At 68.5% G+C, this 21,328-nt stretch carries 21 protein-coding genes, 1 tRNA gene and 1 pseudogene; 6 read left to right on the top strand and 17 right to left on the bottom strand.

The window, feature by feature from the left end:
• Nucleotides 1–3: 3 nt before the first annotated feature.
• The 10 genes from iolD to AB1K54_RS11605 are packed head-to-tail and all read right to left on the bottom strand — an operon-like array spanning nucleotide 4 to nucleotide 11,068.
• Nucleotides 4–1,884: a 3D-(3,5/4)-trihydroxycyclohexane-1,2-dione acylhydrolase (decyclizing) gene (gene iolD, locus AB1K54_RS11560; protein ID WP_371202900.1), complete on the bottom strand. Its 1,881-nt coding sequence runs from the start codon at nucleotides 1,882–1,884 to the stop codon at nucleotides 4–6.
• 5 nt (nucleotides 1,885–1,889) lie between these two features.
• The gene (gene iolB / locus AB1K54_RS11565) at nucleotides 1,890–2,756 is read right to left on the bottom strand and encodes a 5-deoxy-glucuronate isomerase (protein ID WP_371202901.1); all 867 of its coding nucleotides are present in this window, start codon (nucleotides 2,754–2,756) and stop codon (nucleotides 1,890–1,892) included.
• 29 nt (nucleotides 2,757–2,785) lie between these two features.
• Nucleotides 2,786–3,643: a sugar phosphate isomerase/epimerase family protein gene (locus AB1K54_RS11570; protein ID WP_371202902.1), complete on the bottom strand. Its 858-nt coding sequence runs from the start codon at nucleotides 3,641–3,643 to the stop codon at nucleotides 2,786–2,788.
• A complete protein-coding gene (locus AB1K54_RS11575; protein WP_371202903.1) occupies nucleotides 3,640–4,650 on the bottom strand; it encodes a Gfo/Idh/MocA family oxidoreductase in 1,011 nt (336 codons plus the stop codon). The genes AB1K54_RS11570 and AB1K54_RS11575 overlap by 4 nt, the downstream gene beginning before the upstream one ends.
• Nucleotides 4,647–5,738: a Gfo/Idh/MocA family oxidoreductase gene (locus tag AB1K54_RS11580; protein ID WP_371202904.1), complete on the bottom strand. Its 1,092-nt coding sequence runs from the start codon at nucleotides 5,736–5,738 to the stop codon at nucleotides 4,647–4,649. Before AB1K54_RS11580 ends, AB1K54_RS11575 begins: the two co-directional genes overlap by 4 nt.
• The gene (locus AB1K54_RS11585) at nucleotides 5,735–6,637 is read right to left on the bottom strand and encodes a sugar phosphate isomerase/epimerase family protein (RefSeq protein ID WP_371202905.1); all 903 of its coding nucleotides are present in this window, start codon (nucleotides 6,635–6,637) and stop codon (nucleotides 5,735–5,737) included. The genes AB1K54_RS11580 and AB1K54_RS11585 overlap by 4 nt, the downstream gene beginning before the upstream one ends.
• Nucleotides 6,634–7,842: a Gfo/Idh/MocA family protein gene (locus AB1K54_RS11590; RefSeq protein ID WP_371202906.1), complete on the bottom strand. Its 1,209-nt coding sequence runs from the start codon at nucleotides 7,840–7,842 to the stop codon at nucleotides 6,634–6,636. The genes AB1K54_RS11585 and AB1K54_RS11590 overlap by 4 nt, the downstream gene beginning before the upstream one ends.
• A 33-nt stretch (nucleotides 7,843–7,875) precedes the next feature.
• Nucleotides 7,876–9,150, bottom strand: a complete 1,275-nt coding sequence (locus tag AB1K54_RS11595; RefSeq protein WP_371202907.1) for a sugar ABC transporter permease — start codon at nucleotides 9,148–9,150, stop codon at nucleotides 7,876–7,878.
• Nucleotides 9,147–9,959 (bottom strand): ATP-binding cassette domain-containing protein, encoded by an 813-nt coding sequence (locus tag AB1K54_RS11600; protein WP_371202908.1) that lies wholly within the window; start codon nucleotides 9,957–9,959, stop codon nucleotides 9,147–9,149. Before AB1K54_RS11600 ends, AB1K54_RS11595 begins: the two co-directional genes overlap by 4 nt.
• Complete coding sequence (locus tag AB1K54_RS11605; protein WP_371202909.1) at nucleotides 9,956–11,068, bottom strand: substrate-binding domain-containing protein; 1,113 nt, start codon at nucleotides 11,066–11,068, stop codon at nucleotides 9,956–9,958. The genes AB1K54_RS11600 and AB1K54_RS11605 overlap by 4 nt, the downstream gene beginning before the upstream one ends.
• A gap of 222 nt (nucleotides 11,069–11,290) precedes the next feature.
• Between AB1K54_RS11605 and AB1K54_RS11610 the strand changes: the two genes are divergently transcribed.
• Entirely contained in the window at nucleotides 11,291–12,325 is a 1,035-nt protein-coding gene (locus AB1K54_RS11610; protein WP_371202910.1) for a LacI family DNA-binding transcriptional regulator, read from the top strand.
• 509 nt (nucleotides 12,326–12,834) lie between these two features.
• Here the strand turns inward: AB1K54_RS11610 and AB1K54_RS11615 are convergent.
• Nucleotides 12,835–13,590, bottom strand: coding sequence for an FtsX-like permease family protein (locus AB1K54_RS11615; protein ID WP_371202911.1), 756 nt, complete (start codon nucleotides 13,588–13,590; stop codon nucleotides 12,835–12,837).
• A 486-nt stretch (nucleotides 13,591–14,076) separates the two neighbouring features.
• Entirely contained in the window at nucleotides 14,077–15,903 is a 1,827-nt protein-coding gene (locus AB1K54_RS11620) for a DUF2207 domain-containing protein (RefSeq protein WP_371202912.1), read from the bottom strand.
• A gap of 74 nt (nucleotides 15,904–15,977) precedes the next feature.
• On the opposite strand from AB1K54_RS11620, the gene AB1K54_RS11625 reads away from it, so the two are divergent.
• Nucleotides 15,978–16,418, top strand: coding sequence for a MarR family winged helix-turn-helix transcriptional regulator (locus AB1K54_RS11625; protein ID WP_371202913.1), 441 nt, complete (start codon nucleotides 15,978–15,980; stop codon nucleotides 16,416–16,418).
• A gap of 24 nt (nucleotides 16,419–16,442) precedes the next feature.
• Here the strand turns inward: AB1K54_RS11625 and AB1K54_RS11630 are convergent, their stop codons facing one another.
• Both AB1K54_RS11630 and AB1K54_RS11635 read right to left on the bottom strand, forming a co-directional pair.
• The gene (locus tag AB1K54_RS11630; protein ID WP_371202914.1) at nucleotides 16,443–16,808 is read right to left on the bottom strand and encodes a VOC family protein; all 366 of its coding nucleotides are present in this window, start codon (nucleotides 16,806–16,808) and stop codon (nucleotides 16,443–16,445) included.
• Nucleotides 16,809–16,869: 61 nt separating this feature from the next.
• Nucleotides 16,870–17,256: a hypothetical protein gene (locus tag AB1K54_RS11635; protein ID WP_371202915.1), complete on the bottom strand. Its 387-nt coding sequence runs from the start codon at nucleotides 17,254–17,256 to the stop codon at nucleotides 16,870–16,872.
• 99 nt (nucleotides 17,257–17,355) lie between these two features.
• Here AB1K54_RS11635 and dinB point away from each other — a divergent pair, with 99 nt between their 5' ends.
• From dinB to AB1K54_RS11655, 4 genes are all read left to right on the top strand, one after another.
• A complete protein-coding gene (dinB, locus tag AB1K54_RS11640) occupies nucleotides 17,356–18,552 on the top strand; it encodes a DNA polymerase IV (protein ID WP_371202916.1) in 1,197 nt (398 codons plus the stop codon).
• Nucleotides 18,553–18,606: 54 nt separating this feature from the next.
• Complete coding sequence (locus AB1K54_RS11645) at nucleotides 18,607–19,494, top strand: zinc-ribbon domain-containing protein (protein ID WP_371202917.1); 888 nt, start codon at nucleotides 18,607–18,609, stop codon at nucleotides 19,492–19,494.
• Between the two features lie 96 nt (nucleotides 19,495–19,590).
• Nucleotides 19,591–19,812 (top strand): type II toxin-antitoxin system VapB family antitoxin, encoded by a 222-nt coding sequence (locus AB1K54_RS11650; RefSeq protein ID WP_371202918.1) that lies wholly within the window; start codon nucleotides 19,591–19,593, stop codon nucleotides 19,810–19,812.
• Nucleotides 19,809–20,213, top strand: a complete 405-nt coding sequence (locus AB1K54_RS11655; RefSeq protein WP_371202919.1) for a PIN domain-containing protein — start codon at nucleotides 19,809–19,811, stop codon at nucleotides 20,211–20,213. Before AB1K54_RS11650 ends, AB1K54_RS11655 begins: the two co-directional genes overlap by 4 nt.
• 131 nt (nucleotides 20,214–20,344) lie before the next feature.
• On the opposite strand, the pseudogene AB1K54_RS11660 reads toward AB1K54_RS11655, so the two are convergent.
• From AB1K54_RS11660 to AB1K54_RS11670, 3 genes and pseudogenes are all read right to left on the bottom strand, one after another.
• Nucleotides 20,345–20,500, bottom strand: a pseudogene (locus AB1K54_RS11660) (type II toxin-antitoxin system RelE/ParE family toxin); the annotation flags it as partial.
• A 77-nt stretch (nucleotides 20,501–20,577) separates the two neighbouring features.
• A tRNA-Arg gene (locus AB1K54_RS11665) sits at nucleotides 20,578–20,650 on the bottom strand.
• 87 nt (nucleotides 20,651–20,737) lie between these two features.
• Entirely contained in the window at nucleotides 20,738–21,310 is a 573-nt protein-coding gene (locus tag AB1K54_RS11670; protein ID WP_371202920.1) for an asparagine synthase, read from the bottom strand.
• Between the last annotated feature and the right edge of the window lie 18 nt (nucleotides 21,311–21,328).

Genomic DNA, 21,328 nt, shown 5'->3' on the forward strand with positions numbered 1-21,328 from the left:
GCGTCACAGGTAGAGGTGCTGCTTCGCACGGTTCTCCTCGTAGACGACACGCGCGTGCTGCGTCGACTCGAGGGCCGACACCTCCGCGACGGGGACGTCCCACCACGCGCCGGAGCCGCCGAAGCGGGCCTGCGCGTCCACGCGCACGTACACGATGCTCGTGCCGTCGTAGTCCTTGGCCTCTTGTAGGGCGGCGGCGAAGTCGGTCGCGTTGTCGGCCGACCACACCTTCGCACCGTAGCTGGCGGCGTTCGCGGCGAAGTCGACCTCCAGCCGACTCCCGTCGTGCCGAGTACCGGACCCTCGCTCGTGGAAGCGCGTGCCGAAAGTCTGCGAGCCGAGGGTCTCCGACAGCGCGGCGATGGAGCCATAGCCGAAGTTGTCAACGATGATGAACGTGATCTTCAGGTGCTCCTGCACGGCGGTGAGGATCTCCTGCGACAGCATGAGGTAGGTGCCGTCGCCGATGAGCCCGAAGACGTGCCGTGAGCGATCGGCGAGGCCGTTGCCGATGGCGCCGGGGATCTCATAGCCCATGCACGAATTGCCGTACTCGATGTCGTAGCCCTTGGTTGAGCCGGGGCGCCACAGCCGGTGCAGGTCGCCGGGCATCGACCCGGCCGCGTTGACGATCACGTCGCGCTCACCGACGGCGGCGTTGAGGATGCCGAGCATCTGCGCCTGCGACAGAGTCGGACTGTCGTCGACCTCGATGATGCGATCGATCTCGGCGCGCCACTCGGACGCGTGAGACTCGTTCGTGGCACGCGCATCAGCCGACACGCTCCAGCCGTCGAGCGCCTCGAGCAGTTCGATGAGCGTTTCACGGGCGTCGCCGACCAGGGGTGTGGCGGACTCTTTGAGCGCGTCGATCTCGGCGACGTTGATGTTGACGAACCGCACATCGGGGTTGCCGAACAGCGTGTTCGACGCCGTCGTGAAATCGGTGTAGCGCGTGCCGATGCCGATGACGACGTCAGCGTCGCGGGCGATGTCGTTGGCGAAGCGAGAGCCGCTCGCGCCGACGGCCCCGAGGGCCAGGGGGTGCTCGTGCGGCATCGAGGCCTTTCCAGCCTGCGTGACGCCCACGCCGATCCCGGTGCCCTCGGCGAAGGCGACGAGCTGATCGACGGCGTCGGAGTAGATGACGCCGCCGCCCGAGATGATGACGGGCCTGGTCGCTGCCTTGATGATCTCTGCGGCGCGGGCGATCGCCGCCCGGTCGGCGCGGGCCCGGGCGATGTGCCACACGCGATCCTCGAAGAGCCCCTCCGGGAAGTCGAACGCCTCCGCCTGGGTGTCCTGCGGAAGCGCGATCGTGACGGCGCCGGTGTCGGCGGGGCTCGTCAGCACCCGCATCGCCTCCAGCAGCGCCGGGGCCAGCTGCTCGGGCCGGTTGATGCGGTCGAAGTAGCGCGACACGGCTCGGAACGAGTCGTTGGCGGTGACGTCCCCCGCGTAGGGCGGCTCCTGCTGCTGCAGGACGGCGCCCGTCGAGCGTGTCGCGAACACATCGGCGGGGAACAGCAGCACGGGGAGGTGGTTGACGGTGGCCGTGGCGGCACCGGTGACCATGTTTGTCGCGCCGGGGCCGATCGAGGTCGACACCACGAGGGCGCCGAGCCGGTTGCGCATCTTCGCGTAGCCGATGCCGATGTGCACCATGCCCTGCTCATTGCGGCCCTGGTAGTACGGGAAGGTGTCTTGGTACTCCAGCATGGCCTGCCCGAGACCGGCCACGTTGCCGTGACCGAAAATGCCGAAGCCGCCGCCGAAGAACTTCTCGGTCGTGCCGTCGCGTTCGACGTACTGAGCCTGGAGGAAGCGGATGACGGCCTGGCCGACGGTGAGTCGGATCGTGGGGTGCGACGTGTTCTGCGACATTGCGATCAGTCCTTTTCAGGGGAGGGTGCGCCCTCCGGATAGCGGGGGATGAAGGGGACGCGGGCGTCGACGCCGAGGGCCGGCCAGCCGTCCTGCAGGGGTGCCAGGGTCGGGTCTTGGAAGGCCTGCAGCGTGCGCTCCGGTGCGGGGCCGGCGAGCACGTTCAGGTAGTAGAGGTCGTGTCCGTGCGCGGCGACGGTCGTGTGGTACGCCCACGGCAAGGTACAGATGTCGCCGTCTCGAACGACCTCTGAGAGCTCGAAGTCGCGTTCCGGCGAGTACGCGCGCTGGATGGCCCACCCTCTCTCCGGGTCGCGGAGACGGTAGTAGTAGGTCTCCTCGAGCTCGGCTTCGCCGTCGTGATCGTGTTCATGCTTGTGCGGCGGGAAGCTCGACCAGTTGCCGCCGGGCGTCCACACTTCGACGACGAGCAGCCGGTCGGCGGGGAACCCGGGAGGGATCGGGGTGGCGACCTGGCGGGTGGCGTTCCCGCCTCCGCGCGCCTCGACGGGGAGGTCGTCCGGCGTGACGAGACGGACCGGATGCTTCGTGGTGGCCGGCGCCGATGCGATCGCCAGTTCGACGGCATCCGCCGCCGTGACCGTGATCTCGGTGTCCCGGCCGACATAGAGGGTGTGGCCGAGTCCGTCGAAAACGCTCGCGCGGCCGCCGAAGACGATCTCGTCGCCCTCCACCGACGCCGTCACGGCGCCGCTGAGCGGCACGAACGCGTGCTCTTCTTCGTCGGCGGGCAGCGTGAAGGTCTCGCCGGGCGCGAGCGTCTTGACCGAGAAGCTGACATACCTCCATCCCGCGATCTCGGGGGTGATCGTGTCCCACTGGCCTGCCTTGTGGATGCAGGGCTGCGTCATAGCGTTCCTTCCGTGATTGTCTGAATGGGTCATCGCTCGGCCAGCTCGAACGCTCGCAGCGCGGAGTCTCGGGACAGGGCGAGTCCCTCGCGCAACGGCCGGGCGCGGTGCTCGGCGGACAGGATCTCCACGCCCCAGGCGCCCGTGTACCCCATCTCGCGCAGCGTCCGGATGAAGCCCGCGACGTCCTGGTCGCCCTCGGTCAGAAGGGTGCGCCGGTCACGCGTGTCTTCGAACAGCGTTCCGACCTGCTCGTTGCGCGCGTCGCTCAGCTCGACGCCGAACACGATGTCGACCGGCACGCGCTCGGCGAGCTCCTGCAGCGACGTGCCCGCGCGGAACACGTGCCAGTAGTCGACGACGAGGCCGGCGGCAGGATGGTCGACGGCGCGGATCAGGTCGGCCCCCTGCGGCATCGACGCGATCATCGCGAAGGGCAACGGCTCGAGGGCGATCCTCGTTCCGACGGCATCCGCCTCCTCGGCGATGCGTCGCATCGGCTCGACGAACGGCGTCAGGTCGTCGACCGGGTCTCCGAAGGAGGTTCCGACCTTGATGAACTCGGCGTCCAGTTCGTCGGCGGCGCGCAGCAGCAGCTCCCAGGTCGGGCGCCAGGCGCCCTCGTCCGAGGTCCACCAACCGCTGGCGAGCTCGACCTCTATGTGGGTGAGCCCGCGCGCCTCGGCGGCCGCGCGCAGGGCGCCGAACCCGATCGTCTCGTCGACCACGCGCAGGTCGTCTTGGCTGAAGCCGAACCCGTTCCAGCCGGTATCGGCGATGGCCGCGACCCGGTCGAGTGGGTCGTGCGGGCTGCGTTCGGGCTGATCGAGGGGCTTGACGGCGCCCGCGCTCGTCCAGCAGGTGGCGATCAGAGATGGGGCGCTCATGCGCTCAGGTCCACTCGCACGCTGGCGCCGGTGCGCGCCGCCTCCTGCCCCGCGTTCGCGAGCACGAGCGCAGCCCGCCCGTCCTCGAACCCGGGGCTCGTCGATGTCTCGCCGCGCACGGCCTTGAGGAACTCGACCAGTTCCAGACGGTAGGCGTCGACGTACCGCTCGACGAAGAACGAGTGGTACGGCCCGGCCGCCTCGACGGAGCGCTCGAAGTAGCCGCGCACGACGTCGGGCCCCACGTTGCCGACCTGCAGCAGCCCGCGATCGCCGAACGCCTCGAGGCGCTGGTCGTACCCGTACGCGCTGTGGCGCGAGTTCGTGATCGTGATCAGCTCGTCTCCGGCGCCGCGCAGGATGAGCTGCACGGCGTCGTAGTCGCGGAGCTCGCGGGCCGCGGCGTCGAACTGGTTGGCCCCGCGGGCGGTCACCTCGACGATGTCGGGAACGAAGAAGCGCGCCATGTCGAGGTCGTGGATCGTCATGTCGCGGAAGATCCCGCCGGACGACTCGACATACTCCTTCGCCTGCGGGGCGGGGTCGCGGCTTGTGATGGCGAGCTGCTCGAGCCGGCCGATGTCGCCCTCCACGACGCGACGGTGCAGGGCGGCGAAGTGCGGGTCGAAGCGCCGGTTGAAGCCGAGCGCGAAGGGCACGGTGGATGCCGCGGCCCGCGCGCGGAGCGTGTCGACCTTGTCGATGTCGAGGTCGATCGGCTTCTCGCACAGCGCCGGGACGCCGGCATCCAAAGCTGCGGCGATGAGCGCGACGTGCGTCGGCGTCGGCGACGCGATGATGACGGCGTCGACGTCGTCCGCCGCGAACACGTCGCCGGCGTCGGCGGTGACCCGGCCGCCGTGGCGCGCCGCGAGCGCTCTCGCGCCTTCCACGAAGGGGTCGCACACCCACGTCAGCTCGGCGTCGTCGATGGCGGCGACGCTGCGGGCGTGCACCTGGCCGACGCGGCCGGTGCCGATCAGGCCGATGCGGATGGGGGTGCTCATGGCGCGGTCTCCAGGGCTTCTTCGGTGATGGCGATCGTCGTCCCCTCATCGACCGAGCGGGCGGCGGCGAGGGCGATCCGCAACGCGTCCACGCCCGCGCGAGGCGGGCTGTCATTGCCGCCGGTGCCCACGGCAAGCGCCACGAACGCTTCGATCTCCCGGCGGAAGGCCGGCTCGAACCGGTCGATGAACTGCTGGTAGGGAGATGGGGGTGCGCTGGCGCCTGGCTCGGTCGAGGTCACCGGGGTGCGTTCGCTGAGGCCGGCGCCGAACGTGCCGCGGCTGCCGAACACCTCGAGACGGACGTCCTGACCGGCGTCGTTCCGGCGCGTGCCCGTCACGGTCGCGATCGCGCCCGATTCCAGGTGGAGGATGGCGGCGGCCGTGTCGACGTCGCCGTGCTCCGCGTGAGCGGCGGCATCCAGTACGGAGCCCTGCGCGGTGACGGCGACGATGCGCTGACCGGTGACCCACGGGATGATGTCGAAGTCGTGGATGAGCAGGTCCCGCCAGATGCCGCCCGACCGGGGGATGTAGTCGACGTCGAGGGGCAGCCGGTCGTGATCTGTGCCCGAGACGATGCGCACCGTTCCGGCGTCGCCGCGCTCGATGTGGTGCCGAAGCGCACGATGGGCCGGGTCGTACCGGCGATGGAAGGCGATCATGACCGGCGAACCGGTCTCTTCCAGCCGTCGGCACGTGTCCTCGAGCGTGGGCAGGTCCAGCGCGAGGGGCTTCTCGACGAGCGCGGGGACTCCGGCCCGCGCGGCCGACACCGCGAACTCGGGGTGAGTCTCGGTCGAGGTGGCCACGACGATGCCGTCGAGACTGCCGAGCGCCTCTTCGAAGCCGCTCGTGGTGGCGCGCACCGCGGCCGGCGTCGCGCCGACCGGCGCGAACTCGCCTGCCAGCTCGGCCGGGGCGCCCGGGGAGATGGACGCTCGCACCAGCCCCGCCGCGCGCTCGGTCTTCGCCGCGTCCCTGCCGATCAGCACGACCTCGGACACGCCCTCAGCCTGGGCGACGTTGCGGGCGTGCATGACCCCAACGCGACCCAGTCCCACGACGCCGATTCTCAATCCGCTCATGAGGGAACCGTCTCCAGTTCGTCGAGCACGCCACGCAGGAAGGTCACGCTCTGCCGCGCGTCGGCGACAGGGCCCTCTCCCTCTGCCGGTGCCTCGGTGACGACCTTGTCCTGCTCCAGCACGAACCAGCCGGTGTAGCCGCTGTCGATCAGGCTCTTCACGATGGCGCGAACATCCACGTCGCCCTGCCCGAGGGGACGGTAGAGGCTGTCGGCGACAATCGCGTCGAAGTATGTGATCTCGCCGTCCTTCACCTGCTGCATCCCGGCGATGGCGACGTCCTTCAAATGCGTGTGCGCGATTCGCGCGGCGTTGTCACGCGCGAAGGCGACCGGATCGGTGCCTCCGATCATGAGATGTCCCGTGTCGAAGCAGAACGGGACCGACGAGTCGGCCAGCACCCGGTCTACGTCCTCGGCCGTCTCGACCATCGACCCCACGTGCGGGTGCAGAGCGGCGGTCACTCCGCGCGCCCGCGCTGCCTCCGCGATCCTGTCGAGGTTGGACAGGAGAGTCGACCACTGCGCGTCAGACATCGGCTCGCGGGTCGTGTCATAGCCGTCTTCGCCGGTCACGGCGCACACGATGAGGATGTCTGCCCCCGCGGCCTCGTAGTCGTCGAGCTCCCGGAGGATGCGCGGGAGCGGGTCGACGTCGTCCCGGTGCATCACGACCGGAACGAAGCTGCCGACGGCCGTGAGGTCGTAGTCAGCCAGTGTGCGCGCCTTGTCGGCGGGCGCCGGCGGCAGGAAGCCATCGGGGCCGATCTCGGTGGCGGCGAGGCCGAGCTCGCGCATCTCGGAGAGGACGCGCTCCGGGGAGAGTTGAACGCCCCAGTCGGGGACCTCGCTGATACCCCAGCTGATCGGGGCCCCGGCGATCTTGGCAGACGTGCTCACGCGACCTTCTCCTTGGTGTTGCTGGTGTTGCCCGGAACGACCGGAGTCGGCACCCACTGACCGGTGCTGGCGGACTCTTCGGCGGCGGCCAGAACCTGAGCGGATGCCAGCGCGTCGGCGATGTTGGACCCCTCTGCGTCGCCCGTCGCGGAGGCCAGGAACTTCTTGGCCTCGATGACCTTCAGGTCGTCGTACCCCATTCCAGTGCCGGAGCTCGGTTGGAAGCGCCCGTACTCGGGGAAGCTGGCGTCGGCGAACACGCGCGTGTAGCCGACGTGCGAGCCAGAGCGGCCGATTGCGACCTCGAGCTCGTTGAGGCGTTCGAACTCCCAGCGCAGTGATCCCTCGGTTCCGAAGATCTCGAAGCCGTACTCGGACTTGGGCCCCACGGCGATGCGGGACGCTTCCAGGCTGCCCAGCGCGCCGGCGGCGACGGCGGAGTCGTCGAACTGGATCAGCATGGTCGAGTAGTCCTCGTTCTCGACAGGGATGCGCGCCCCCTCCTGCGCGGTGCCCTTCAGGCCGGGGCGCTCCGTGATGTACGTTCCGGTGACCGCGGTCACCGACGCGATGGGCCCGAGGAGATAGTGGATCAGGTCGACCAGGTGGCCCATCAGGTCATTGAGGACTCCGCTGCCGCTCTGCTCACGCTCGAAGCGCCACGTGAACGGATCATCGGGGTTGGAGGAGAAGCCCCCGAAGAAGCGGCCGCGGACGTTCGTGATCGTGCCCAGGACGCCGTCGTCAATCAGCTGGCGAGCGTGCTCGACGGCCGGGACGTGACGGTAGTTGAAGCCGATCGTGGTGGGCACGCCCGCCGTGACGGCCGCGTCTCGCACCGCCCCGGTCTCGATCGCGGAGCGGCCTACCGGCTTCTCCACCCAGAACGGCTTGCCGGCTTCTGCCGCGGCGATGGAGATCTCCGCGTGCAGGAAGTTCGGCGCGCAGATGGACACGACGTCCACCTCGGGGTCGGCGAGAACCTCGCGATAGTCCGAGTAGGTGCGCGCGAAGCCGAGTACCCGGTGGGCATACTCCCGACCTGCCGCCGCGGTGTCGGCGGCAGCGACGAGGCGCGGACGGATCCCGAGCTCGGGGAAGAAGAAGGGCAGAACAGAGTAGGCACGGCTGTGCAGTCGTCCCATCCAGCCGACGCTGATGAGGCCGACACCTACGGTGCGGGGATTGTCGCCGGAGGCGGTCACGTGTTTCTCCTGAAGATTCGAATCGGATGTTGTCTACTTGGTGGGGCCCGTGACCCGCTCAATGGTGCGGTCGAGGGTGACAGCGAGCACCAGCAGAACGCCGGTGACGACGAGCTGCACCTGGGTCTCGACGCCCATGAGGTTGAGTCCGTTGCTCACGGTGCCGATGACGAGCGCCCCCAGCAGTGCGGAGGACGCGCGGCCCCGGCCGCCGAACAGGCTGACCCCGCCGATGACGGCGGCGGCAATCGCGTTCAGCAGGAGCGCCCCGCCGCCGATACCCCCACCGGAGGAGACGGAGACGCCGAGTAGGCGGGAGGCGGCGATCACACCGGCGAGGGCGGCGAGGCCACCGCTCAACGCGAACGCGATCATCTTGATGCGAGCGACGGAGATCCCCGCGCGAGAGGCGGCGTCGATTTTGCCGCCCACCGCGTACAGGTGCAGACCGAACCGGGTCTCGCTGAGCAGATAGCCGGCGAGGCCGAGCAGCACCATGAAGATCACGACCGGAACGGGCACGCCTTGACTGGTGTTCAGCGCCGCAACGAGGATGCCGCCCACGACGAGCGTTCCCACGACCGGCAAGATGACGATGCGCAGGAGCGAGGACTCGATGCCGAAGGTCCGGCTGCGGTTGTGGCGGCTGAGCGCGAGCAAGCCGATCGCGGCCACCACGATGATCAGGAACACCCATGACCAGACCCCTGTCAGGTAGGTTCCGGCGATGTCCACAATGCCGGTGCCGAGCAGGCTGTATCGCCCTGCGTCCGGCAGCAGCGCCAGCTGAATGCCATTGAGCACGAGGCCGAGTCCTAGTGTCACGACGAAGGTTGGAACGAGGAATCGCGTTGCCCATGCTCCCGTGAACGTTCCGATGAGCGCTCCGAGGGCGATCGCCACAACGACCGCGAACCATCCGGGGAACCCCGCTTCGACGACCAGCTTGGCCATGAGCACGGAGGTGACACCGCTGATCGCAGCGACGGACAGGTCGATCTCGGCGACGAGCAGTATGAATACGAGTCCGAGGGCGATGGTTCCGGTGACGACCGTCTGCACCAACAGGTTGGAGATATTTCGGCTGGAGAGGAACACATCGGACTGGGTGGAGAAGAAGATCACCAGCGCGAGGAGGGCCACGAGCACGGGAAGCGCTCGGAAGTTGGTCGCCAGGGCGACGAGGACCTCTCGGCGGCGTGGGACGGGAGTCTGAATGGTTCCCGAAGGCGTTTCGATCGCGGCGTCTGTGGCCGGGTCCCAGACGCCGAGCGTGCCGCCGGGTCCTGTGGTGTTGGTGGTGCTCATCGCGCTGAGTTCACTCCCTCGTTGCCGCCGACCATCGCATTGACGATGGTCTCGCCGCTGACCTCCTTGGAGTTGTACCGAGCGGCGACCCGACCCAGCCGGAGGACGTAGGTGGTATCGGTGACGTCGAGGACGAACTGGTGGATGTCGTGCGAGACGACAAGGACCCCCAGGCCGTCGGCGGCGAGCCCTTTGATGAGTTCGCCGACCTGTGCTGCCGCGCTGTGGCTGAGCGCGGCGGTGGGCTCATCGAGGAGCACGAGCTTCGGCTTCCACAGGATCGAGCGGGCGATCGCGATGTTCTGACGTTGTCCGCCCGACATAGCGCCCACGGGGCGAGTCAGCGAAATGCTGTCGAGCCGCAGCTGCTTCAGCACCTCCTTCGCTCGCTTCTGCGATTCGGCGCGACGGATGCGGCGTCCGAGCAGCGGCGCCCCCGCGAGCTCCCGGCCGAGGTACAGGTTCTGCACGGCGTCGAGGTTGTCACACAGCGCAAGGTCTTGATAGACCGTCTGGATGCCGAGGGCGGTGGCGTCGTGCGGAGACTTGATCTCAACCTCGCGGCCATCGAAGAGGTACTCCCCCTCGTCGGGCCGAACGATGCCGGCCACGGTCTTGATGAGGGTGGACTTGCCCGCCCCGTTGTCACCGACGAGTGCCACGACCTCACCGGGGCGGATCTGAAGGTCCACGCCCCTGAGCACGTTGACGGCTCCGTAGGACTTCTTGATGCCGGTGAGGCTGAGCAGGGGAGCCCGGCCCTCGAACTCTCGCGAGGGCCGGACCACCTGTGCGGTGTTGTCGCTCACTGCAACTTCTCCACGCAGGTCTCGGTCTGCTCGGCGCCCTGGCAGATCTGCTCCCAGGTCCACACGCCGGCGTCGACGACGACCTGAATGTTGTCGAGCGTGACACTCCGCACGGGGAGGAAGACGGCAGGCACCTGCTGGAACTCGTTGTCGACTTCGCCGTTGATCAACTCGGCCGGCACGGGGTCGCCCGCGAGGAGGGCGGCGACTACCTTCGCGGCCGCCTCCGCCTCAAGGCGGAGATCCTTGAAGATCGTGTTGTCTTGGAAGCCCCGGACGATGTAGTTCAGCGACTCGACGTTCGCGTCCTGACCGGCTGTGACGGGGATCGTCCCCTCCAGCCCCTGAGTGGTCAGCGCCGCGATCGACGCACCCGCCAACCCATCGTTCATCGCCACGATGAGGTCAAGGTCATTGCTCTGCTGCGCGAGGCAGTCCTCCATGAAGGCCTGGCCCTGGACCGGGTCCCAGTTGGTGATGTTCTGCTCACAGACGACGTCGATCTTGCCGCTGTCAATGAGGGGCTGGAGGTACTCGTCCTGGCCCCTCGTGTACTGGCCCGTCCCGTACTCGCCCGGGTTGCCCTTGATGCGGGCGACCTTCAGTGCGTCGCCATCCATGGCCCCGATCAGCTCCGCGGCGCGCTTGCCTTGCTCCTGACCCACGGCGAGCGAATCGAAGACGACCTGCGCAGCAGCGGGACCGCCGATGGCGTCGTGGTCGTACAGCACGACGGGCACGCCTGCCTGATCGGCTATGGCCAGTGAGCCCGCCGCCAGGTTGGCGTCGGCCGAGACCAGCACGATGACCGACGCGCCCTGCGTGATGGCGTCCTCGACCTGCTGCTGCTGCCGTTCGGGATCACCGTCTGCGTTCAGCACGGTGAGGTCTGCGTCCGGCGCCTCGGTCGCGAGCGCCTCTTCGAAGTACGGGGCGTCGCGCGCTTCGAAGCGCGTCGTGGTCGAGTTCGGCAGGAGCATGAACACCTTCTGGCCTTCGACGCCTGAGCCGCCGTTCGCGTCGCCGCCGGGGTTGCTGCCACCGGAACACGCCGAGAGAATGAGCGTGAGTGCGCCGATCCCGACGATCAGCGGAGTGAACTTCTTCATTGAATTTCCTTCGTTGCTACTCGGAATGAGAACGACCCATGAGACACCGGATCGGCCGAGGCTGGCCTCGTTGCCGGATCGGTTCTTGGACCGGTCCATGTCTCCGCCATACTTATATGCATCGCGCCCGATGTCAAGAGCAATCTCTCGTTTCGTGAACGATGAATCCGCCCCGTGATAACTTAGAACGACGGGCCGAGTAACGAGGATGTGGAGGGTCAGGTGACGAAGCGCCCGACGATTCGTGATGTCGCAGAGCTCGCGGGGGTGTCGAAGTCGCTGGTCTCTCTGGTCTACGCAAAGCCCCACACGGTCAGCGAAGCCCGCCGCGCACGCGTCCTCGAAGCCGCCGACGTGCTCGGATTCCGCCCGAACCTCGTCGCGCGATCCTTGGCCGGCAGCGGCGGCGGCTTCTTCGCGATCCTCGTCGCAGACCTGCACAACCCGCTCTTCGCCGAGATCGTGGATGCGGCGCGTCTCGCTCTTGCCGCAGCGGGCGAGGTGAGTCTGATGACAAGCGCGACGCTCCCGCGACTCGATGATCAGCACTTCCTCGACCGCAGACTTCTCGGCCTCTTCCACGACCTCCGACCGAAGGGGATCCTCATCGTCGGATCCGTCCCCGACATGCCCGATATCGCGTCGCTGGCACTCGAGGCTCCCATCGTCGTCGCCAGCGCGATCCCTGATGGCCTTCCCCAGGCGCAGGTCGTCCGCAGTGACGACGCGGCCGGCATGCGACTCGTCGTCCGGCATCTGGCGGAACTCGGACATACAGACATCGCCCACGTCGGCGGTGCGGGCGGCGCGGTCGCCGCGGCGCGAGCCGAGGCCTACCGGGAGGCGATGACCGAACTCGGGCTCACCGAGCACATCCGCGTCTCGACTTCGGACTACTCCGAATCAGCCGGCTTTGGAGCGGCTGGGCTTCTGCTCGACGGGCCCAAGCCGCCCACGGCGATCACCGCGGTGAACGACCTCGCCGCTGTGGGTGCGATGGCCGCCATCGCCAGCTATTCGGAACGCACCGGTGAGCACGTTGCGGTCACCGGATACGACAACACGTTTCTCTCAGGACTGCGAGAGATCGCGCTCACCACCGTCGACCCCGGCAACGCCGCGATCGGCAGCCTGGCAGCACAGCTCCTCCTCGATCACTCCGGCTCGGCCGTGGAGAGCGAACACGTCGCAACGCCATCGCTTGTCGTACGCGCATCCTCCCTGATTCCCCGCGTCCGGAATGCATCTCCCGGCTGACGAGTCAAGAGCTCGCGCGGGCGGCGGGGGTGCAGGAGCTCCCACTGCCCTATGTCCTGCCGCCAGGTCCGCCGGCATTGACCGCACCGATACCGGCGCACCCGCACCAGCGACCGTCGGATCTCACGACAGTGAAATTCAGGAGGATGGCTCGACGGCGATCGAGTTGACCGATGAGCAGATGGAGGGGTACAACCAAGCAGCAAGCGACTGCTTGCTCGAAGCGTGCCCCGCTTGTGGACAACCGCCATCGAGCGAGACCCTAACGCGCCTATTTCATCTCCAGGTCGAGGCCGCACGGTGCCTGACTGAGGCAGGTTTCGACACTTCGGACGCACCGTCACTCCAGTCCTATCTTGGCTCTCCGGCGGAGTCTCGCTGGTCACCCCACCGAGACGCCGCCCAGGCTCTGGCAAGCTCGGGCCGCATGAACGAGATTCTTGAATCGTGCCCGGACCCCGAGACATTCGTCACCTATTGGTAGATGACAGGCGCGATCCGTCGGCGCACTACGGGACGCGTAGCTCGCGAATGGGTTCGCGCAGGCTCGCAATGAGCGCGGGGACGAGCGCAGCGACAAGCGAGGCCGCGAGAGCGAGGATGGTGAGGGCAGCGGTGAACTCCATTCCCGGCAGCGGCGCACGAATGACGGTAAGGGTGAGCAACGATACTCCTAGCCCGAGAGCGATGCCGGCGAGGGCCAGTAGCCCTGTCTGAGTGACGAGTAGCACGACAATCAGGCCGCGCGTTGCTCCGAGTGCTCGCCGTCTCCCAAAGTCCTTGCGACGCATCATGACGAGACCGTAGAGCAGAATCGCAACTAGCGTCCCCGTAAGCCCAGTGATCACGAGCACAAGCCCGCGAGAAAAGCTACCGAGCTGTCCTTGGATAAGCGCGCGCAGCTGAGCGAGTGCTTCACTGGTTTGCATCGACACCTTGGTCGGATCCGTTGGGGCGATCACGGAGAGGACGGCGTCGCTCACGGGTGCGACGAGCTCTGGGGTTTCTGCGATCACAATGATGCGCTCCCAGAACGACTCGAACGGGACGTGCCGGCTCGTCGAGGCCATCCACAGCTTGCCCTCGAAGTTGCGCTTGCCCGGCCAGGACGGAAACTCGCGCACCGGATCCGCATCCTCGAACATCACGCGCGCCGCGTCGACGGGATCTGCGTGCTGGAGGAGGCCGTGTCTGGAAAACTCGATCGTGCTCGCGAGAGCGTTCGTTCCGTCGATCGCCGCCAGCCAGCTTTCGGTCAGAGTCATCGCGCACCTCCTCTACGGAGGCGACCGCCACATGTTGCTCCGTCGGGCGATGCCTCCGGCTTTGCGCGTCAAGCTACTCCCGGGCGCGGCCACGCTTCGGAGACACGCCACGGCAACGATCAGGTCGCGTGAGAATTTTCGGGTGGAGTGAGACGATTTCCGGATCGGTGAGAATTTCGCAGGTCGAGTGAGACACGACACTCGACGGTCCGATCACAAAAAGGTAACGAGAATCCTTGCGATCGTTACCTCGCCGTTATAGAATGCTCTCACGGTAACCGTTTGCTGTGGCGGTTCCCGACATGTGATTGCAGGACACTCTTGGTGCAAGGGACAAGGGCCGGTCGGTAGCCTCTCCGACCGGCCCTTACTCTTGATGCGGGCCGCGGCAAGACCGAGTGCCCGCGCGAAGCGCGGGTGTATCGAGATCTCACGGATCCCGGATCGCTCGCACGAGGTGCGCCGCGGCTCGCGGCATCCGCTCGGCTACACGCCCCCGCCGCCGCCACCGCCACCGCCGCCACCGGCGGAACCGCCGCCGCCGGAACCGCCCGACGTCGACGAAGACGCCGACGCGCTCGCCGAGAGCGAGGCGATGCCGGCCGAGAATGCGGCCGCGTTGAAGCTCGAGGTGCCATAGTACCAGGACGGGTTGTTGTCGGGGCCGTAGAGGTCGGCGAGGTGCTTCGACCACTCCTTCTCCTGCCCGAACACGACAGCGTACGGCAGCAGGGTCTCGTAGAGCTTGAGCATCTGCGCGGGGTCGCCGGGGTTGACCGGCACGCGCTCGGCTCCGGTCGGCGACTGCAGCATGCGGATGCGGTCGGCCTCGGCCCACTCGATGAACTCGCGCAGCCCCTTGAGGTGGTCGCGCACCTCAGCCCCCTCGGCGGTGAGGGGCTTGCGCGCGACGAGCGCGACGACGGCGATGAACGCGAGAGCGCCGAACACCATAGCGAGGATCGGCCAGAGCGGGTCGACGAACGCGGCGAGCGCCGCGAAGCCGAACACGAACAGGGCGACCTCGGCGATGAGCGTCAGCACGAGCGGCAGCGCCCGCGCCGAGGCGGGCACTTTGCGCCGCAAGCCGCGCCGGTCGAGCTCCTTGTTCGCCGCCTTGAGGATCGCCTGCGCCGTCGTCGAGAACCGGCTGCTGGCGCTGCCGAACTCGAACTCCTCGCCCGGGATGCCCGACGGGAACAGGCCTTCGAGCAGCATCCGCCCGTCGCCGTCGGCGCGCGAGAGGTCGACGAGCACAGCCTTCAGCTTGACCTTGCCCGTCCAGGAGCGGTCGCCCTCGACGATCCGGATGCTGCCGACCACCGCCTGCTCGAGCACCTCAGCGGGAATCGCCTTGGGCGTCAGGCCCAGCAGCACCGCGCTCTCGAGCGCGTCGATCTGGCGGGGCGGGGTGTACTCGGCGATGATCGTCGGACGCCCCGGAGCGTCGCGCAGGTGACGCCGGCGCGAGACCGCCGCGACGACGATCGCCCCGAGCGCCAGGAGCGCCGCGATCGCCTGCGCCCATCCCCACGGCGAGGCGAAGTACGACGCGTCGAAGGTGGCGAAGGTGCCGGGCACGAAGGCGATCGCGACGGTCATCGTCTGGAACGGCTCGAGGGGACCTGCCATCGCCTGCACGCGCTTCGCGCCGTCGCTCGTCGTCGCCGAGATGGGGCATTGGGTCGAGGCATCCTGATAGCCCTCATAGCAGGCCATGGCGCCGGTGAGCGTGTCGGCGAGCTCGGCCGGGAGGACGACCGTCGCCGTAACCGTGCCGAACGGCTGCCGCCAGTCGACGCCGTTGACGTCCCAATAGAACTCGAGCGTGCCGGTGTCGGAGAAATAGCGCGTCACGTTCTCGAGCGTGTACGTGAAGACGAAAGTCTGACGGCCGTGCAGATACTCGCCCGACCGCGACGTCATCACATACACGCCATCGTCGGACTCGACCTCTTCGGAGCGCGCGTTGCCGTTCTCGTCGGTGATCGACACGAGGTTCGGGTTGAGCGGCGCGCCCTGGTACGAGTCCGGGAGGAGCCGGCGCATCCCCCGGTTCTGGTCGTAGTCGGGAAAGACGGCGACGAACGTCTCGACCACCGTCGCCGTGCTCGTGCCGTCCTCGGCGCGGCCGAGCGTGTAGGTCGCATCCATGCTGTCGAACGTGAAGGCGTCGACATCGCCGCTGTCGGCGAGCACAGAGACGGTCCCCACGCCCTCGCTCGCTGCGGCCGGCGCCCCCACAACCAGCGCCGCGAGCGGGATCACCGCCGCGATCGCAGCCGCCAAGACGAACCTGAACCCACGCGCCATTGCTTCAGCCTACGGGCGGAATCGGCTGCCATTTCGCACACCGCATTCGCACGCATAGCTCTACTCTGGGGAGCATGACCGACCGGCACCTCGCGATCGACGCCTGGGAAAGCCTCTTCCGCGCGCAGCACGAGGTTTTCGAGACGATCGCGATCGACTTCGACCCCGCGGTGCTCAATCAGGCCGAGTACGACGTGCTGCTGACGGTGACCAGGGCCCCCGAGCAGACCGCGCGCCTGAGAGAGGTGACCCGCAACATGCTGATCAGCCAACCGAGCGTTTCGCGCCTGGTGGATCGCATGGTGTCACGCGGCCTGATCACCAAATGCCCCGACCCTGAGGACGGGCGCGGGTCACTCGTGCGCGCGACCCCCGAGGGCGTGAGCCTGTTCCGCCGCGTCGCGAAGGAGCACGGCCGATCGATCGCGACGCGCATGTCGGTGCTGAGCGACGACGAGCTGGCGCGGCTGCGCGAACTCACCGCCAAGCTGCGGGGGCCCGCCCCAGACAGCTGACGCGGCAGACGGGGCATCCGCTCGTCAGTGCCGCTGCAGCGCGATCAGCCCGACCGTGTTGCCTTCGGAGTCCAGGATGAACGCCTGCCACTCGTCGTGGCCTGAAGGACCGAGCGCGTCGTCCTCGTGGGTGAAGATCACGTGCGGTCGTGAAACGACCTCGGCGAGCCCGTCGAGACGCTCCAGGGTGTCATGGACGTTGTCGACGTGCAGGTACACGAGCGCCGAAGGCGCGTTGCGATCCAGCAGCAGGCGCACCCCGTCGAGGTCGAAGAAGAGGAGTCCGGGCGGATCGAACCGCGCGACGGGCTCGGACTCGAGGAGCGCCGAGTAGAACTCCGCGGCGCGGTCGAGGTCGTCCGCGTGCTGGGCGATCTGCTGCAATCTCACGCGGCCAGTGTGACACGAGCGCCTCTGTCGCGTCTCGCGTCCTGCACGCGCACGGGCCGGTTCACGCCCCCGCGTCGAACTCCCGCCGGAGGTAGCGCGGGGCCTGCGCGCGCCACGCCTCGGTGATGAGCTCCGCCAGATGATCGACCTCGATCGCGGCCATGCGGAAGGCGATCTTCGGCTCGTTCCAGGCGGTCGTCGTGCGAAGGAACACGTCGGGCCGCATCTCGACGAGCGCGAGCGCGTCGATCGGATCGGCCACCTTCGCCGCGACCACGAGCTCGCTCGCGATGACCGCGCGGACGTCGTCGGGGATGCTCGGCCACGGGTGGCACTCCCACGCATACAGCTTGCTGCGCACGAACCACGCGGCCCCGCCCGTGGTGGCGCGCTCGTCGCTGCCCGGCAGCCCGGCCGCCGTCAGGCGCACATCATCGAGGGTCGGCACGGACCCGAGCGTAGTCCGGGGGCCGGACATCGATCCGAGATCGCGATGTCGCCGGTTGGTGCGATCATCCGCAGACGACAGATCTGGCGAGGAGACGCGATGCGGGGCGAGGCGACGGTGCTGCACGCCGATCTGGACGCGTTCTACGCGTCGGTCGAGCAGCGGGACGCGCCCGCGCTGCGCGGGCGGCCGGTCATCGTCGGGGGCGGCGTGGTGCTCGCGGCGAGCTACGAGGCCAAGGCCCGCGGGGTGCGCACAGCGATGGGCGGGCGGCAGGCGCGCGAACTGTGCCCGGACGCCGTCGTCGTGCCGCCCCGGATGGACGCGTACTCCGCGGCGAGCCGGGACGTGTTCGCGGTCTTCCGCGACACGACACCGCTCGTCGAAGGGCTCTCGATCGACGAGGCGTTCCTCGAGGTCGGTGGCCTGCGGCGCATCTCCGGCACGCCCGAGCAGATCGCCGTGCGTCTGCGCGAGCGGGTGCGCGCAGAGGTCGGGCTGCCCATCTCGGTCGGGGTCGCGCGCACGAAGTTCCTCGCGAAGGTCGCGAGCGCCGTCAGCAAGCCCGACGGGCTGCTGGTGGTCGAGCCCGAGCGCGAGGCGGAGTTCCTGCTGCCCCTGCCGGTCGAGCGCCTGTGGGGTGTCGGCGCCGTGACCGCCGAGAAGCTCCACCGCCTCGGCATCCGCACCGTCGGACAGCTGGCCGAGCTCGAAGAGGCGACCGCCGAGCGGGTGCTGGGCAAGGCGGCCGGCGCCCACCTGCACGCGCTGGCCCGCCTGCGCGATCCGCGCCCGGTCGACACCACGCGTCGCCGCGGCTCGATCGGCTCGCAGCGCGCGCTCGGCACCCGACCCCGTTCGCCCGACGAGCTCGAGGTGATCCTCACCCAGATCATCGACCGGCTCGCCCGGCGCCTGCGCGACGGCGGCCGGGCCTGTCGCACGGTCGTGCTGCGGCTGCGCTTCGGCGACTACGCCAAGGCCACCCGTTCCCGCTCGCTGCGCGCCGCGTCGGACCGCACCGCCGTGCTTCTCCTGGTCGCTCAGGGACTGCTCGAGGCGGCGCAGCCAGAGATCGCCGAGCGCGGCATCACCCTGATCGGCATCTCGTTCTCGCAGCTCGCACGCGCCGACACGCTTCCACCCGAGCTGCCGATCGACGGGGACGAGGGCGAGCGGCTCGACACGGTGCTTGATGCCGTGCGGGAGCGCTTCGGCGCGGCATCCGTCGCCCGCGCCGCGCAGCTGGGACGCGACCCGGGATGGTCCACGCCGGTGCTTCCCGAGCATGAATGAGCGCGGCACCGGGGCCCGCGAAGCGATGTCGGCGGTCGCGCATACCCTGCTCGCATGCCGGAACGAGTGCAGCTGTGGTGGGCGCGCCGCCAGTTCTCCAAGGGCGCGGAGGTTCCGTACCCGGTGGGAAGCTATCGCGAGGCGTGGGCGCCCTTTCCCGCGCTCATCCGCCAATACCATCCGGATCTGAACGCCGGCATCGTCCTGACGCAGATCCCGCCGGCGGCCGATGTGCTGCTGCTGTGGCAGTGCGAGGCGGGTCACACCTTCGCCGCGACCCCCGACGAGCAGCGCCGACGGCCCGCGCGCGAGCGCCGCCGCTCGGCCTGGTGCCCAGAGTGCGCAGACCTCGCGCGGCCTGCGCGGGCTCTGCCCATGCGCGACGCGGTGACCTCTCTCGGATCCCCCGTTCCCGCCGCGGTCGCAAACCCCGTGGAGCGCACGGTGCTGCGGCCTCGGCGACCTCGGCCGAAGCAGCGCGTGTGCCCGAAGACGCCCGACCTGCCCGTGGGCGAAGCGTTCTGCTCGGAGTGCGCACCGAAGCCCGCGTCCCAGGCCGAGGCGCGCGTGCGCGCCGACCTGTTCGCACGCCTCGCGGTGACCCAGGGCCGCAACGCCGTGCGAGTGTCGCGACCGTTCTTCGACCACATGGAGGTGTGGCCCGACATCCCGCTTCCCGAGCTGCGGGTCGCCGTCGAGTACGACAGCACCGGCCGTCACGGCCTCGAGCACGTCGGCAACCGCGAGGACGCCGACCGACGCAAGGACCGCGCACTGCGCGCCGCGGGATGGGAGGTCGTGCGCATCCGCACGGGCAGGCTCCAGCCGCTCGGGCCGCACGACCTGCAGCTGGCGACCTGGAACGGTGCGGGCCTTCGGCGTCTCATCGACACGCTCCGCGAGATCCGCGGGCCTCTGCTCGTGGATTCGTACCTGGTGTGAGCCCCGTCGGATCCCTCGCCGGGCGTTGGCCGGTTGAGATCGATTCGGAGCTGGGCGAGGGTCTATATACTGCTCTATACAAACGAAGGGGGAATCATGACCGTCACGTCAATCGATATCGACCCGGACGAACTGCGCCGGGCGAAAGAACTCGCCGGCACGACCTCCAATCGCGAAACGGTGGATCTCGCCCTGCGCACTCTCATCGCCGTTCGTCGCCAGCCCGCCGCCGTCGAGCGGATCATCGCTCGAAAGTTCGAGCCCGACCAGATCGACGCTCCGACGATCCCGCCGGCGACGGCGATTGCCGGCCAGTGACGACCTATCTCGTCGACAACAGCATCTGGCAGAAGGCCTCAACGAGCGAAGCGATTGCGGCACGGCTCCGGGAGCTCTCACCCGCCCACCTGATCATCACCTGTCCCCCTCAAGTTCTCGAGTACTGCCATTCGGCCCGGACCCCGCAGGAGTACCGACAACTCCGCGCGGACATGGAACAGTTGCTGCCCGCATGGGAACACCCTGACGAGCAGCAAGCCCTGGACGTCCAGCAGGCCCTATGGGACTCAGGGTTCGTGCGCGCGGCGGCGGCGTTCGATTGCCTCATCGCGGCATACGCGGTCGTCAACGACGCCGTCATCCTGAACTCCGACCACGACTTCGGGTACATCGAGACCGCCACCCGGGGCGCGGTCCGGCAAGAGTACGTGGAGGCCTGAGGGGTTTCCGACCCGATCCGATCGCGACGGCAGGCTGCTTCGATGTGCCCCCGATCGCTCGGTCTCGAGGATTCGTACCTGGTGTGAGTGTGGTGCGGGATGCCCGGTTCAGCGTCGGTGTAGGCGTCTCGGCGATGCACGATGGTGACGATCTCGATGACCAGGCGGTCATCCTCAATGCGATACAGCACGCGGTACTCGCCGCGGCGCGCCGAGTACAGGGGTACGAGCGGTTCGCGCAGTGGCTTACCGAGCCTCCGAGGGTTGTCTGCCAGGGGGCCGATGATGAACTCGGTGTCCCGGAGACAAAACGAAGACCCGCGGGAATCCGCGGGTCTTCGTGAGTTACTGTCTCAACACAGTGCGCGCCTGGAGGGACTCGAACCCCCAACCTTCTGATCCGTAGTCAGATGCTCTATCCATTGAGCTACAGGCGCCTGCGCACGCTCTCGCGCACAATCGTCAAGAATACCCCACGGTCAGCGACTGGCGAAATCGACGCCGGAGCCCGGGCGGGTCGTGCGCTACTCGGTCTCGAGCGCCGGCTCAGCGGCCTCCTTGCGTCGGCGCTGGTGGGCCGAAAGCCGCGCAAGATCGACCAGCCGCAGCGCCTGCATGCGCGCGCCCCGCATGCGCTCGTAGTCCGGGTCGTTCTCGGGATGCATCCCCTCGACGCGCAGGCGCCGCTGCAGGTTCGACTCGACGTCGCCCCACGCGGCATCCCGCGCGTTCTCGATCAGGGCGGTGAGCGCCTCGGGGTCGTCCGCCATGACGCGCAGCCCTTTGGCGACCCCCGAGTACTGCCGCTGACGCCTGCGCAGGTTGCGGGTGTCGCGGTCGCGGTAGTCGTGCGTGCCGTCGGACTCGGAGTACTTGCCCCACGCCTTCTTGCGCTGGCGACGCATGAGCCCGGCAGCGGCATCCTGCTCGTCCGCGAGCGCGAGCAGCGCGTCGCGGGCGAACGGCTGCTCGCGTTCGAAGCTGAACGGCTCGTCGTGGGCGATGGACTCGACGAGGATGTGGTTGCGGATCGCGAGCCGTGCCGCGGCACGAGCGATCGCGAGACCCTCGGCGATCGCCGCGGCGTTCCGACGCATCCGCCACCTCCCTTCCGT

It is taken from the genome of Microbacterium sp. BWT-B31 (genome assembly GCF_041379855.1).
GTDB lineage: Bacteria > Actinomycetota > Actinomycetes > Actinomycetales > Microbacteriaceae > Microbacterium.